The sequence below is a fragment of the Phragmitibacter flavus genome, from assembly GCF_005780165.1.
In the GTDB taxonomy this organism is placed as follows: domain Bacteria; phylum Verrucomicrobiota; class Verrucomicrobiia; order Verrucomicrobiales; family Verrucomicrobiaceae; genus Phragmitibacter; species Phragmitibacter flavus.
On record NZ_VAUV01000007.1, the window covers coordinates 169584 to 184213 of the forward strand.

9 protein-coding genes are annotated in these 14630 nt (G+C 55.4%); all 9 read left to right on the forward strand.

Annotated features, from left to right (window positions below; translation table 11 throughout):
- The first annotated feature begins 266 nt into the window (after window positions 1-266).
- The 9 genes from FEM03_RS10640 to FEM03_RS10680 all read left to right on the forward strand — a co-directional run bounded on the left by FEM03_RS10640 (window position 267) and on the right by FEM03_RS10680 (window position 14551).
- Window positions 267-1220: an ABC transporter ATP-binding protein gene (locus tag FEM03_RS10640; RefSeq protein ID WP_138086234.1), complete on the forward strand. Its 954-nt coding sequence runs from the start codon at window positions 267-269 to the stop codon at window positions 1218-1220.
- Between the two features lie 105 nt (window positions 1221-1325).
- On the forward strand, window positions 1326-2081 hold the full coding sequence (locus FEM03_RS10645; RefSeq protein ID WP_138086235.1) for an ABC transporter permease subunit: 756 nt from the start codon (window positions 1326-1328) through the stop codon (window positions 2079-2081).
- Between the two features lie 45 nt (window positions 2082-2126).
- The gene (locus FEM03_RS10650; protein WP_138086236.1) at window positions 2127-4271 is read left to right on the forward strand and encodes a Gldg family protein; all 2145 of its coding nucleotides are present in this window, start codon (window positions 2127-2129) and stop codon (window positions 4269-4271) included.
- Between the two features lie 47 nt (window positions 4272-4318).
- Window positions 4319-5560, forward strand: a complete 1242-nt coding sequence (locus FEM03_RS10655) for a DUF4340 domain-containing protein (protein WP_138086237.1) — start codon at window positions 4319-4321, stop codon at window positions 5558-5560.
- 88 nt (window positions 5561-5648) lie between these two features.
- Window positions 5649-7427 (forward strand): PAS domain-containing protein, encoded by a 1779-nt coding sequence (locus FEM03_RS10660; protein WP_138086238.1) that lies wholly within the window; start codon window positions 5649-5651, stop codon window positions 7425-7427.
- A 184-nt stretch (window positions 7428-7611) separates the two neighbouring features.
- Window positions 7612-8283, forward strand: a complete 672-nt coding sequence (locus FEM03_RS10665; protein WP_138086239.1) for a response regulator — start codon at window positions 7612-7614, stop codon at window positions 8281-8283.
- A gap of 224 nt (window positions 8284-8507) precedes the next feature.
- Window positions 8508-11408, forward strand: a complete 2901-nt coding sequence (locus FEM03_RS10670; RefSeq protein ID WP_138086240.1) for a PAS domain-containing protein — start codon at window positions 8508-8510, stop codon at window positions 11406-11408.
- A gap of 28 nt (window positions 11409-11436) precedes the next feature.
- Window positions 11437-11832 (forward strand): response regulator, encoded by a 396-nt coding sequence (locus tag FEM03_RS10675; protein WP_138086241.1) that lies wholly within the window; start codon window positions 11437-11439, stop codon window positions 11830-11832.
- A 103-nt stretch (window positions 11833-11935) separates the two neighbouring features.
- Entirely contained in the window at window positions 11936-14551 is a 2616-nt protein-coding gene (locus tag FEM03_RS10680; protein ID WP_138086242.1) for an FHA domain-containing protein, read from the forward strand.
- The last annotated feature ends 79 nt before the right edge of the window (window positions 14552-14630 follow it).

Consider the following 14630-nt stretch of genomic DNA (forward strand, 5'->3'; position numbering starts at 1 on the left):
TTCTTCGGGCGTAGGACCGGGATGTTTGGCGCGGGTGTTCAAATGATGCCGCAAATGACGGTCAATTGGTGCATCTGGTGAACGATGCTCGAAAGCGGGTGATGAAGTGAACATGTTGTATTGACGAAGACTTTGCAGAATTCGCTTGAACTCGGAGGGGGTTTTGCTCTAAAAACTTCCCAACATGAGGTGAAGGTGGTTGCAAACTCGTTCATCCCATGCGCGTTTGATCTCACTCAACGCAAAAAACGTCTGATCCTCACGACATGATAAAAGTTAATAACCTCAAAAAAACATTTGGAACCAAGGTCGCCGTTGATGGGGTGACCTTCAGTGTCGAAAAAGGCGAAGTGCTGGGATTCCTCGGACCCAATGGTGCTGGCAAGTCCACCACCATGCGCATGGTGACGGGGTATTTTCCTCCAACTGAAGGGGAAATCAGCGTGGGCGGTGTCGACATGCTGACCAATCCCGAGCGGGCGCGTCGCAGCCTGGGTTATCTTCCTGAAAACGCACCGCTTTATCCTGACATGAGCGTGCTGGGCTTTCTCGGCTTCTGTGCAGAACTGCGTGGTCTTTATGGCGACGCCCGCAAGAAGGCAATTGACCGTGTATTGGAGACCTGTTTCCTGGAGCCGGTGCGGCATCAGAGTGTCGACACGTTGTCGAAAGGGTATCGGCACCGCACCTGTTTTGCGCAGAGCATCATTCATGATCCAGAGATCTTGATTCTTGATGAGCCGACCGATGGATTGGACCCCAACCAGAAGCACGAGATCCGCAATCTGATCAAACGCATGGGTCAAAACAAGGCCATTGTTTTTTCCACCCACATTCTTGAGGAAGTGGAGGCGGCCTGCACCCGGGCGATCATCATTGACCGTGGCAAGGTGGTGGCGGATGGCACGCCCGATGAATTGAAGGAACGGGCACCGGGCGCGAATGCGGTGAGGCTTGCCTTGCGCGGGGTTGCCACTTCAGTTGTGGTCGCGGAACTGGAAAAACTGGTGAGCGTCGACAAGGTGGAAGTCACCGAGCGCGGTGAAAACAGCTTCGCAGGCCGTGTGGTTCCCAACCGCAAGGTGAAAGTGGCGGACCTGGCTCGCGAGATCGGTGATTTGGTGGCGTCGAAAGCCTGGAAGGTCGAAGAACTGCATCGCGAGGAAGGACGCCTGGATGAGGTGTTCCGGGGGATCACCCGTTCGGATGTTGCGGCTTGAGTCCGGCATTGCCGTTGTCCGCTGGTTCTCGATGAGCCGGAGACTTTGGCGGCTTCAATTACCAACCCATTTTACTTCTCTAATCAACGTTTTCATTTTTCTCTTATGAACCCTTCAAAAAACACGCTCGCGATCTTTAAGCGCGAGTTCTTTTCCTACTTCAACTCCCCGGTGGCTTATGTCATCCTGGTGATCTTCCTGCTGGCGGCTCAGGGCTTTACTTTCTTCCTCGGCAACCGGCTTTTGGAAAGCAATGACGCGTCGCTGACTCATCCGTTCTTCATGTGGCATCCGTGGATTTACATGGTGCTGGCCCCTGCGGTGGGGATGAAGTTGTGGTCGGAGGAGCACCGTTTGGGAACGATGGAGTTGTTGATGACGATGCCGCTTTCCCCCTGGCAGGCGATCTTGGGCAAGTTCCTCGCTGCGGCGGCGGTTTGGGCAATTGCGCTGGCTTTGACATTCCCGGTGGTTTGGACGGTCTCTTATCTCGGTGATCCTGATCCAGGTCCGATCATCAGCGCCTATCTTGGCAGCTATCTTTATGCGTTGAGCTGCCTTGCGGTGACGAGTGCGGTAAGTGCCTTCACACGAAGCCAGGTGATTTGTTTTGTGGTGTCAGTGGCGATCTGTTTGTTGCTGACGGTATTTGGCTGGCCGCAGATTACCGATGCGATTTTGAAGATCGTGCCAAGCTGGCTGGAGTGGCTGCTGCACCTGGTCTCCTATCTCTGTTTGCTGACGCATTTTTACGAGATGTCCAAGGGTCTCGTGGTGCTCAGCGATGTGCTGTATTTCCTGAGTGTGATCGCGATTGGACTGATGGTCACGCACTTCGCCATTGAGTCACGTCGCTCATAACCCCGTCGATCACGCTATTTTACGAACGTTCATTTTTCGATTCCTATGAAAAAATCTACATCCCTGCTGACACTGCTTTTGGTGACCGCGATTGTGGTGGTGCTTAACTACATCGTTGGTGGTTTGCGTTTTGGAAACGCACGCGTCGACCTTACTGAGAAGAGCATCTACACCCTTTCGGAAGGCACCAAGAAGATCATCAATGGTCTTAATCCCGACAAGCCGGTGGCGATCCGTCTCTACGTGACCCGCGATGCCCGCTTGATGCCGCAAGGCGCGCAAAACTACGCCAATACGGTGGAGGATTTGCTGCTGGAGTTTGAGGAGGCCAGCAATGGCAAGATCAAGTTGGAGAAAATCGATCCGCGCCCAAACACGGAAGATGAAGATCGTGCCGTGGCGGATGATGTCCGCGGACATGTGGTGAATCCTGAGGGCGACAAGGCCTATTTTGGATTGGTGGTGCAGTGCCTTCAGCAGAAAGAGGTGCTTGATCCGGGTGATGAAACCAAGCTGGAATACGAAGTGGCGCGTGCGCTTTCCAAAGTTTCCAAGACCACGCGTCAGGTGATCGGCGTGATGAGTCCGATGCCAATTGCCGGTCCGGAATTCAACTTCCCGGCGATGATGCAGCAGCAAAATCAGCCGCAACCTTGGTTGGCCATCAAACAGCTGCGTCTCGACTATGATGTGCGCGAAGTGCCTTCTTCGGGTGAGCCGGTGGATGCGGATGTGAATGTGCTGCTGGTGCTGCATCCGGCGGACATTTCACCCAAAGCGGAGTTTGCCATTGACCAGTTTCTGCTGCGCGGAGGCAAGGTGATCGCTGCGGTGGATCCACAATCTTTGGTGAGCGAGCGTTATAACAACCCGGGTCAACTGGGTCGTGCGCCGTCCACATCGGTGGGTCCCAATTCGGATCTGCCCACGTTGTTTAAAGCCTGGGGCATTGGTTACAGCAAGAACCTGGTGGTCGCTGACATGACCTTGCGTATGGCGGCAGGACAGGGCCGTGCCCAGCCGACGTTCTTGAACATCGGCGGCGAATTTTTGAATCGTGATGAGCTGGTGACCACATCGCTGGATCGGGTGGACATGTATTCGGCGGGTGCCTTCAACATTGAGAAAAAAGAAGGGCTGACGGCTGCCACTTTGGTGCAGTCATCGGAGAACTCGGAACTGATTGACAGCGCCATTGCGGAAAAGGCGCGCAACGAAGGTCTCACCAACTTCCAGGCTTCTGGAAAACAACGCAACCTGGTGGTGCGGTTGACTGGCAAATTCCGCACGGCGTTTCCAGATGGTCCGCCACCGGACAAGACACCATCGGACAACATGCCCAAACTTCCGGGCGAAACAGGGGGAGCCGAGCAAGACGCTGGGGCACCCGCAACTGCGACGGCAACTGAGGCCAAACCTGCCGCAGAGGCAGCATCTGCACCGGTGGCTGCGCCTGCTCCTGATCCGACTCCCGCTCCTACCCCTGCTCCGGTGGTTTCCGAACCAGCGACGCCAGCGCCAGCGCCAGCTTCTCCACCGGCTCCTGCCCCAGCACCAGAGGTGGCTGCTGAACCTCCGGCTGCTGCACCCGAAACAAAACCGGCTGCTGCAACGGCGGATGCCAAGCCTGCCTACCTCAAGGAATCCCAGGGCGGTGAAGGGGTGGTGTTTTTGCTGTCGGATGTCGACATGCTTTATGAAGGCACTTATCTCGCTCAAGATCGCAGTGGAAGGATGCTGAATGGCAACCTGCCGCTGTTGTTGAACATGGTGGAGATGCTCGCGGGCGGTGTGGATTTGATTGCCGTGCGCAGTCGTGCTTCCACCGGTCGTCCATTCACGCGCATCGAAAAACTCAATTCGCAGGTGGAGGCCGAATACCGTCCTCTGATTGAGCAACGCAATCAAAAGCTCAATGAGATTGTGCAGAAGATTGCTGACATGGGGGGCGTCAAAGAGGAGCAGGGCATGGTGGTGTTGAACATGAACCAGGCCCAGCGCAAGCAGTTGATCGACGAACAGGTGAACATCCAAAAGGAGGTTCGTGAACTTCAAAAAGCACAAAACCGTCGCAAAGAGCGGCTTGAGATGACCATCACGTTGCTGAACCTGCTGGCCGTGCCGGCGTTGGTGATTGCGTTTGGGGTGGTGATCGCCGTGCGTCGGCGCGCCATGCAGGCGGCTCGTTGATTGGTTGTTGTTTTGATCTGTTGATTTCCCGTTACTGAATTTTTGTCATGAAAAAATCTGTTGTTCTCTTTGTATTGCTGGCTGGTCTGGTGGCCTTTGCCGTTTTCTATCAAAATAATCGTGACCAGCGCATGAACTCGGCGCGTCTGGTGGGCGTGCCGATGCGCGAGTATTTGTTTCCCGAACTGCCGGTGGCGGAGATCCGCAAGATTCGCATTCGAGGGGGTGATGAACAGGTCAATCTGGAGGTTGATGGCGAACGCTGGGTAGTGAAGGAGCGGAACGGCTACGCGGCGGCTTTCGAAAAAATCAGCAAGGAGGTGGAGGCGATTTCGCAGGTGAAGATCAACGGCAAAAACGAGGTCGGGCCGAGTGCTCTGGCGGAGTTGATGCTGCTTCCGCCGGCAGAGAATGTGGACCCCAACACCACGGGTTTGCAGGTGGAGTTGATGAATGCCAGCGGCGATACTCTGGCGAGTTTTGTGGCGGGTGACTCCACCCGCACGACGGGCGGGGCCAACAGCGGCAACTGGATGGGCGGGGTGGAGCAGCGGTATGTCAGCACCACCAAGGATGCGAACACGGTTTGGATGATCAATGACATCGTGCAGAGTTTGACGCCTGATCCAAAGCAGTGGCTGAGCAAAGCGTTCATTGACGTGGCAGGTGTGCAGGGAATTGGGGTGAAGTCGGCAGACCCGGCGAAGACCTGGACGGTGGGCCGGGTGGATGAGAATGGAGCATTTTCCCTGGAAGGTGCGGCGGCGGGGCAGGCTTTGGATGAAACCGTCACTGCCGGGTTTGGCTCGGTGTTGACCAATCCGGTTTTTTCGGATGTGCATCCTGCGGAGAAGGCCGCTGAGTTGTTGAAAGACGCGATGGGAGCGACATTGATCACCTTTGACGGTTTCGTTTATGATGTGAGAATCGCACCGAAGAAAGCCGAAGAAGGCGCGGAAGGGGCCGACACGGTGTATTTTAGTTTTGTGGTGAAGAATGACATTCCAGATGCGCGGCCAACGGTTGAGGGGGAGAAGGAGGAAGACAAGAAGATGAAGGATGAGGCTTTTGCGGCGGCGGTCAAGGCAACCAGGGAGAAGCTGGCGAAGGAGAAAGCTTTTGAAGGCTGGGTATTTGAACTGCCAAAGGCTTCGGTCGAGGTATTGCTCAAATCACGTGCTGAGTTGATTGCCAGCAAGCCTGCGGGAGAAGGTCAGGGACAAGGACCAATGGGACAGCCTGGGCTTCCATCGAGTGGTCCGTTGGCATTCCCTCCGCCACAACGGTGACTCTTTAAATCTTCCCACCATTCGAATCCGCTTTCATGGGTGCATTTGATCTTGCACCTTGGAGGAAACCCGGCTGTCATGCACGAGCATGAAACCGAGCTGGTTGATATTTCCGCCGCCACTGCGCGTCAGCATTCCATTATTGGTGCTGGCGTTCAGTCTGGTCTACGATGTGGTCAACACCTGGGTGTTGCTAAGCCGGGAGACCAGAAAGGAATATCGTCGGGTTCAGCGGGTGGCTTTGGCCCAGGCTGCCTGGCTGAGCGATGCGGTAAAAACTTTTCATCTTTCCGACAACGGCTTTCCTCTGCTTGAACGGGATGTGAGGATGCTGGTGGAGGACAGCAAGGTGCCGATGGCGGTGGTTTTTGATGAGAACCTGAGGGTGAAGTATGCCACGCAGAAAGAATGGGTGGGGCAGGATCTTGAGGACTTAGAGGTCAAAAATGAACTGGTCAATTTGGTGATGGAGGCAGCGAGAACAGGGGGTCCCTTGGTGGCTACGCTATCCAGAACACGGGTCGCGGCAGCGCACCCGTTGGCAGCAAGTGCCAATCAACCACCGGGCTGGGTAAGTGTGGTGACGCGCGATCCCTCGGAAGCGGTGAGGGAGGAGCAGTGGGACGCAGTCAAGCAGGGCGGGATTTCTGCAATTTTGCATCTCATTGCGTGTATCGGACTCTGGTGGGTGCTGCACCGGTTTCTGTCCCAGCGCGTGGCGCAGTTGCTGGAAAGCTCGAGGCAGCTCACGGGCGGGGCAATCAATGCTCAACCCATGTCGGGTCGCGATGAGTTTGCGGAAATCGCAAGGGCATTGCGCGCGAGCGAGGACATTTTCAAACAGATCGTGGAGAACATTCGTGATGTGATTTTCATGATGACGGCGGACCGACGGCAGGTGCTTTATGTGAGCCCGGCGTATAACGACATGTGGGGGGCGGACCGTCTTAAGTTTGGCAGCAATCCGCTGATTTTTTTGGAGCAGGTGGTCGAGGAGGATCGCGAACTGCTTTTAAAAATGCTGGACCCATTCATGCTGGGGAAAAAGATTGTGGATTGTGAGTATCGGATTCGCAGGCCGGATGGGGAGATTCGCTGGCTGGAGAGCCGGGCGTTTCCTGTGTTGGACGAACATGGGCGCATGCATCGGATTGCTGGTTTGACGACGGACGTGACGGAGAGGAAAATGCTCGAGCAGGAGGTGCTGGATATTTCTGAAAAAGAACGTCGGCGCATCGGGCATGATTTGCATGATGACGTGTGCCAGCGGTTGGCTGCGGTGAAACTGGGGGTGGAGATGATCGGAGACAAGATTGCTGCCGGGAAGCTGGACGAAGCGCGGCAGATGGCGCAGTCGAGCAGCAAGCAAATTGGTGAGGCGGCGACGCTGGCGAGGAATCTTGCGAGGGGATTATCGCCGGTGAATTTGGAGGGTGAAGGGTTTTTGCATGCCATCCAGAAGTTGACGGAAACCTCGCAGCATCTGTATTCAGTGCCAATTCGTCTGGATAGTCCTGACTATCTGCCGATGCAGAATGCCACGACGGCGACTCACTTGTATCGGATCGCCCAGGAGTTGATCAACAATGCGGCCCGTCATGCGGGGGCGTCGGCGATTGAGGTGCTGTTGCGGGTGGAGGGGTATCAGCTTCGCCTGCAGGTGGCCAATGACGGCCTTTCATTCAAGGGGGATGAGTCGAGTCAGAAGGACGATGGGATGGGGCTGCGAATCATTCGGTATCGAGCGAATGCCATCGGGGCCAATTTGCAGTTTCTTCCTCGGAAGGAGCCGAACAGCGGCACAACCGCCATCTGCCTGGTGCCTTTGGCAGCATGCGCGGCTGCCAAAAAAAATGTGGTGAGTTGAGTGACGCGGTTTGCAGTTTGAGTGTGCCTCGCAATGGTCTGACGCTGAATAACTTACGAATTTTCTTGCCCGAAACGGCACCAGAAACTTAAGATCATATTCCCCAGATTAGTATTTGCCTGACCTGGATAAGTGTTATCCTGATCAAACAAAAACCAAAGACCCTTGTCTATAAGAAACAATTATGAGTGAGAATCTGCAAAGAGTAGCAATCGTCGATGATCATCCGATGTTGCGTGAAGGTTTCGAGTCGCTGATTGAAAGCCAGCCTGATCTCACGCTTGCGTGGGCGGCTTGTGACACACAAACAGCGCTGCAGAAGCTGGAAGTGGACAAGCCGGACATGATCATGGTGGATATTTCCTTACCGGGAAGAAATGGGTTGGAGTTGATCAAAGACGCTTTGGCGCTGCACCCGTCCTTAAATATTTTGGTGATCTCGATGCATGACGAGACCTTTTATGCGCAGCGTGTTTTGAAGGCCGGTGCACGGGGATACATCATGAAGGTGGCGGATCGGGAAACGCTTTTGCAGGCGATTCGAACGGTGCTTACCGGCCAGCGGTATGTGAGTCCGGCGATGAGTGCGCAAATCATGGAAGCGTTTTCGGGATATGGAAGTTCGAAGGCGGTGGACGGAGTTCAGCGTCTCAGTGATCGTGAATTTGAAGTTTTTCAATTGATCAGCGAAGGCAAGAGCACGCAGCAGATCGGCGACATTCTCAACATCAGCGTAAAAACGGCGGAGGTGCATCGGGCGCACATTCGGGAGAAGCTGAATCTGGAAGACGGAGCATCGGTGCTGCGTTTCGCGGTGCGTTGGGCGGAATCGCAAAGACTTGGACTGAGTCTCTAATGAAGCAAGTCTCGCAGAGCGGGGCTCTCTTCACTTGTTAAAAAATCGGAGATTGATCTGGTGGGTCTTGCGCCCGCCTGACTTCTCTGATTTTCTTTTTCCGGGTCTGACCAGGGTGATTTGATCTGCGGATCGGGCATTTTCAGGAGATCAGAAAGTATTTTTAAAGAATATATTCGATAACTATGGATAATGCGCGAACGTGCTGAGATCTTGATTCAAGAATGGACCCCCACGTTCTACATTTTAACAGCGACATTCGTCTCGATGCTGGGAGAGCAGATTCTCATTCGATGCTGGAGGGAAAGGGGGGGCTGAAGTTGGTCGGGGAAATCGCCGAACATCCGTCGTCCAGGGAACTGGTCCGGACTTTGAATGAGCGTGTGAATCTGGCGGTGGCGATTGGTGGGGTGGGCATTTGGGAGATTGATTTCCACAGTGGCCAAATCCTATTTAACGAGCAGATGCATGTCATCTATGCGATTGGAGTGACGGGGTTTCGTGCGCAGGTGCCGCCGGATACGTTTGGAGGAAGCTTTGCCGAATGGGTGAAGGTGATGCACCCCGAGGATGTGCCGGGTGTTTTGGAAGTGGTTTCACGATTTAAGGAGAACAAGGGCACGGTGGAGTTCGAGCATCGGATTTTAAGACCATCGGGAGAGGTGCGCTTTGTTCGCTCTCTGGCCCAAGTGCGCTGTGATGAACAGGGCCATGCCATTCGGGCGGTGGGCACCACGGTGGATGTGTCAGAGCAGCGGCGGCTGGCGGAGGCATTGGCGAATGAAAAGGAACGTCTGGCTCTGGCAACTCAGGTGGGTGGCAGCGGGGTTTGGGATGCGGACATTAAGACAGGGGTATTTTTGTGGGACGAGCGGATGCATGCGATCTATGGCCTGCAACCGGGTCACTTTTGCGGCAGCGTGGAGCAGTGGCTGTCGATCATTCATCCCGAGGATGTGAGGGAGGTGAAGCGTGATTGGGAGGCGGCGGTTGCGCAGTGTGGGATTTACACTGGTGAATTTCGGATTTTGACTCCGGGTGGACAGCTGCGACATATTCGTGCTTCGGCGCGGGTGTTTGCCGGATCGGACGGGGCTCCGCTGAAGGCGGTGGGGATCAACTGGGACATCACCGAGCAGAAGTTGCTGACTGAAGCACTGGTGAGCGAGAAGGAACGTCTTGCGCTGGCGACGCGTGTGGGTGGGATTGGAATTTGGGACGTGGATGTCAGGACGCGCCGGATGTGGTGGGATCCACGCATGCACGAAATGTTTGGGGTGACTCCCGAGGAGTTTGGCGGAACGCAGGAGGAGTGGGGGAATGCGTTGCATGCGGATGATCGCGAAAAGTCGATGAGGCTTTGGACTGAATCGATGATGCAGAACCGCGTGTTTGATTCGGAGTTCCGGATCGTTCAACGCAAGACAGGTGAAGTTCGGCACATCCGGGCGCTGGCGCGATTTGTCTACGACGAGCAAGGGAATGCGGTGCACAACATCGGGATCAATTGGGATGTGACGGAGGAGCGGCTGGCGTCTAAGGAAATGCGCCGTGCGAAGGAGGCGGCGGAGGCGGCGGAACGGACGAAAAGCGAGTTCATGGCATCGATCAGTCATGAAATCCGCACGCCGATGAATGGCATCATTGGCATGGCGGACCTGTTGATGGACACGGATTTGACACCAGGGCAGCGGGAGATGATGGCGGTAATTCAGCGCAGTGGCGACAATCTTTTGGTGATCATCAATGACATTTTGGATTACGCGAAGATTGAGGCGGGCAAGGTGCGGATTCATGAGGCACCGTTCAGTTTCGAGGCGGCGGTGCAGGAAACGTTGCAGCTGTTGGGGCCGCAGGCGAAGCTGAAGAAGATCGCGCTGCATGGGGAGATCGATCCGACGTTGGAGGCGGAGCTGATGGGTGACAGTGGACGGGTCAAGCAGGTGATTACCAATCTGGTGGGCAACGCGATCAAGTTTACCGAAGTAGGCAGTGTTTCGGTGGTGGCGAGGGCGTTGAGTTCGGTGGATGGCACGGTGACCTGTCGGGTCGAGGTGCGGGATACCGGGGTGGGGATTCCGGAGAAAATGCATCCGCATTTGTTCCAACCGTTCAGTCAGGCAGATGGCAGTTCGACGCGGCGGTTCGGCGGCACGGGGCTTGGATTGGCGATCAGTCACCAACTCGTGGAATTGATGGGAGGACGGATTGGGTTTGAAAGCTGGGAAGGCAACGGGACGATGTTCTGGTTTGAGTTGTCGTTGATGTATGCTGACGGGGGAGAAATGGCCTCAACGGTCCATGATGGTGATCCGGTGACGTGGACGGTCCGCGAGTTTCGTCCGCTTCGTCTTTTGCTGGTGGAGGACAACGAAGCGAACCAGCGGGTGGCGTCGTTGTTGCTGGAGCAGTATGGGCATCAGGTGTCGATCGCGGGCAATGGGCTGGTGGCGATTGACATGCTGTCGAGAAGGAATTTTGATGCAGTGTTGATGGACTGTCAGATGCCGGAGCTGGATGGTTATGAAACCACACGTCGCATTCGTGCCGGCGAGGCGGGACTTTTGAATCCGCACATTCCGATCATTGCATTGACGGCTTCCGGGATGCCGGGGACACGGGAACGTTGCGTTGCAGCAGGAATGGACGATTATGCGCTGAAGCCCCTGAACCGCAAAGTATTGACCAATGTATTTCACCGTTGCGGCATGACACTATCCAAGGAATCTCTGGCATCTGCGGCTTCGCATTCATCTGTGGCGGAAAATTTAGCGCCAATGAATCCGGTGCTCGATCCGGCGCAGCTCGAGCAACTGGGGCAACTGCGTCGTCCGGACGGCAGTTCGCTTCTCAGGGAGGTGGCGTCGATGATGTTGGCGGAAATGCCGGATCGGTTGACGTCGCTGGCGGAATTTTATCGGAGTGAGCGATTCGCAGAAATCGGGCCGCTTGCCCACAAGATAGCGGGCAGCTGCGCCAGCATTGGTGCGGTGGCTTTGCGAAAGCGGGCGCAATCGGTCGAGCACGCAGCGCGTTCGGAACGCTGGCGGCGCATGCCTGAACTCATTGGGTTGATGCATGAGGCGTGGATGGAGCTGGAAGTGGAATTGAAAAAGATGATCTGACCATGGTTGCCAACGGGAATTGTGTGAGATGAAAATTCTGGCAGTTGAAGATGACCCGGTGTCGCTGATGGTGCTTGAAGCATCATTGGTTTCACTTGGGCATGAAGTGTTGACGGCGATCAATGGGCATGAGGCGTGGGAGGTGCTTTGTCGGCAGTCGATCAGAGTGGTGATCAGTGATTGGGAAATGCCGAGAGTGAATGGCTTGGAGCTTTGCTCGTTAATCCGGAATCGGCAGAGGCAGGGAGCAGCGCCGGTGCATTTTGTTCTGCTGACAAAATCGACCGCTTCAGAGATGAACCGTGAGAAGGCTCGTGAGGCCGGAGTGGATGACTTTTTGGAGAAACCGTTTCTTCAGGCAGATTTGGTTCGATGTCTGGCCAACTTGGGGGAAGCGGCAAGCGGGTCCTGGTCCGTGACCTAGCGCCATTTGCGACGAAGTGCTCCTAAATTGTTAATATAACTTAAAAGTTTGCTTACTTTTCATTATTGTTGTAATTACAATTTCGTAAGATGCCTATTTCAACATGGCCAAACTGACATTCATCCTTCAGGACGGACAGGAAGTCGAAGTGCTGCTGCGCAAAGAGATCACGATCGGACGCAGTGAGGACAACGAAGTCGTTGTTGATGCACCTCTGATTTCGGCACGACATGCTTGCGTTAAACGTGCGGGACCTGGAGATTTTGAAGTATGCGACCTGCAGTCAGAAGGCGGCACTTTTGTGAACGATGAGAGGGTGGATCATCAGGTGCTGGAGCATGGGGACCGTTTGACCTTTGGATTGGTGGAAGCGGTGTTTGCGCGCGAGACTGAGGATTCTCGATTCGATTGGCTTGAATCCGACGGGGTTGGATTGGAGGAACCGATGGCCGTGAATTTGAACGAGCATGGGCACGGGCACGGGCGGGCGTCGAAGCTTGAAAAGCTGGATCTGGACATGATTGCTGCCATGGAGCGGGTCGCCGCCTGTGAGGCTGAGTTGTCGACCAAGGAGAACAGGCTTGTGGAAGTCCGATCGACGCTCACGCAGGCGGAAGAGATCAGCCGTGATCTTCTGGATGAGTTGCAGGTGTTGGAGACGCGCAGGGACACGCTGATGGGGCAGTTGAGGGATGCGCATGGCAGGCTTGAGGCAATGCAGGCGGCTTTTACACAGGCGGAGGAAGGGCGCGCAATGCATGAGGAAAGACTGGTGGGATTGAAGGAGGAGATATTGCAGGCGGAAGAGGCGCGCGCTGTTGCGGTGGATAATCGCGCCAGGGCCGAGGCTGATTTTGCGGTGGAGCATGAACGGTTGGAGGAGATGCGTCGGGAGGCGAATGATGCGGGCGAACGGCTGGTAGTGGTCACCGGACAATTGCAACAAGTGACGGAGGAGGAGCGGCGCAGAGGCGATGAGGTGGAACGGTTGCTGGAAGAAGAGCAGCGCCTGGTGGCAATGACGGCGGACATGGCTGAGGTGGAAGCACAGCTTGATCGCAAACAGAGGGCATTCTCGGAACTGAATGCCGAGTTTGATTTGAAGCATGATCAGTGGCTGGAGTTGTTGAATCAGCATGAAACTTCGGCGGCAGAGTGTGATGAAATGCGGAACAGGCATGCGGAGACTGCCGTGGCGTTGCAGGCGGTATTGATGCAACGGGATGAGGCCTCCAATAGTTTGGAAGCGATTTGTTCGGAGATAGATGGGGCGGTGACCCGGCTTGCGGAGGTGTCCGCGGAATTGGTTGGGCGACAGGGTGAGGTGAACGCTTTTCAAGGTCAGCTGGTGCATTTGCAGTCGACACGTGACGCGATTCAGCAGCGGGTGGATGCCTTGGTGGGCAAGGAGCAGTCATTGATCGAAGCCAGTGCGAAACTGGAACTGGCGATAGCGTCGGAAAGGGAACTGCAGTCCTCTATCGCGATGCTGACCGCGCAACGTGCGGATGACGAGAGGAACCTCGCCAAGATTACGCTGAGTTTGGAACGGTTGGAGTATGACGCCGAGCATGAAGCGTTGAAGCTGCGTGATCTGCAAGACCAGACCTCGTCCGAGCAGGGCAGGCTGGTTCAAGTGTCCGAAGAGTTGACCAAGGCGAGCGAAGGTCTGCAATCCGTTTACCAGGAGACAACTAGGGTTAAACAGGAGCTGGAAGGATGCCGACTGGATCTTGAGACCGAACTGAAGCGATTGACGACGGAAGTCGAGACGATGGCGGTGCGGCTGGATGAGGTCAGCCAACGCCGCGCAGAGATCGCCCGGCAATGTGAAGAGCTTGCGGATACGGAGCAAAAACTGGGAGGAGTGACGTCTGAGCTCGGAGACCGGTGCGCGGAGAAGGTGGCGTTGGATCAACGAATCGCGGAACTGATGGAGCAACGTGAGGGCTTGGAGCATTCAGTGGATGGTTTGACCATCAAAGAGGAGGCTTCGAAAGGGCGGTTGGAAATCTTGTTGCAACGCGAGCAGGCGCTCAAGCAAAGCATCGATTCATTGGGTCAGGAGGAGAGGGTGGATCGTGAGCGGTTTGAAGCGATTCAACATTTGATTGTTGAGGCAGAACGGGAGAAGCGAGGCCAGGCGGACCGGCTGGAGCGTGAAGTATTGCTGAAGCAGCGTCAGTTGATTGAGATTGAAGACAAACTGGACCCTCTGCTGCGGTGGAAGGAGACGATGGACCAGAGATATGCGCGTTTGCAGTCGCTGCCCGATTCTTCCGATGAGGCGAATGCACTTTGGCAGCAACTTGAAGCGGATAAAGTTCAAGCGGGGCAAATTTTTAACCAGTCGGGTGGTTCTGGGACGACTTCGTATCAGCATGGGCCGGCACTTCGTGGCCACGCCCGTCAACTTGAGGCAAAGATTCGCCGGGATGAAGAACGGCATGCGACCCTGCGACGCAAGGTGGAGCAACTCGAGGCCGAGGAGACGGAGCGCAGTGGTCGCTTGAGCAATTTGGAGCGGCGTCTTGCCATGCTGCGGGTGGACATCGCGCGGGTGGAGCGGGAGAACGTGGAGCTTGAATTCGAGGCACCCGAAGCAGTAATCGAGCCTGATGTCGTCAAGGGCAAGGGAGTTTTGGGCAATATCATCGAAGGAGCCAGGACAAAACTTAGGCCGATGCGCTCACCGAATCAAGTGGGGGCCCAACGCTGATTTGACAAATGCGAATCCGGCATCAACCGTGTTCCGGTATCCTCAAATCAGCGGAGGAAAAATGCCGTCTCTGCTGGGT

What these genes read in the sequence shown, in the direction of transcription:
- FEM03_RS10680 (WP_138086242.1), top strand. Translation starts at nt 11,936, where the DNA reads ATGGCCAAACTGACATTCATCCTTCAGGACGGACAGGAAGTCGAAGTG.
- FEM03_RS10665 (WP_138086239.1), top strand. Translation starts at nt 7,612, where the DNA reads ATGAGTGAGAATCTGCAAAGAGTAGCAATCGTCGATGATCATCCGATG.
- FEM03_RS10645 (WP_138086235.1), top strand. Translation starts at nt 1,326, where the DNA reads ATGAACCCTTCAAAAAACACGCTCGCGATCTTTAAGCGCGAGTTCTTT.
- FEM03_RS10660 (WP_138086238.1), top strand. Translation starts at nt 5,649, where the DNA reads ATGAAACCGAGCTGGTTGATATTTCCGCCGCCACTGCGCGTCAGCATT.
- FEM03_RS10650 (WP_138086236.1), top strand. Translation starts at nt 2,127, where the DNA reads ATGAAAAAATCTACATCCCTGCTGACACTGCTTTTGGTGACCGCGATT.
- FEM03_RS10670 (WP_138086240.1), top strand. Translation starts at nt 8,508, where the DNA reads ATGGACCCCCACGTTCTACATTTTAACAGCGACATTCGTCTCGATGCT.
- FEM03_RS10675 (WP_138086241.1), top strand. Translation starts at nt 11,437, where the DNA reads ATGAAAATTCTGGCAGTTGAAGATGACCCGGTGTCGCTGATGGTGCTT.
- FEM03_RS10640 (WP_138086234.1), top strand. Translation starts at nt 267, where the DNA reads ATGATAAAAGTTAATAACCTCAAAAAAACATTTGGAACCAAGGTCGCC.
- FEM03_RS10655 (WP_138086237.1), top strand. Translation starts at nt 4,319, where the DNA reads ATGAAAAAATCTGTTGTTCTCTTTGTATTGCTGGCTGGTCTGGTGGCC.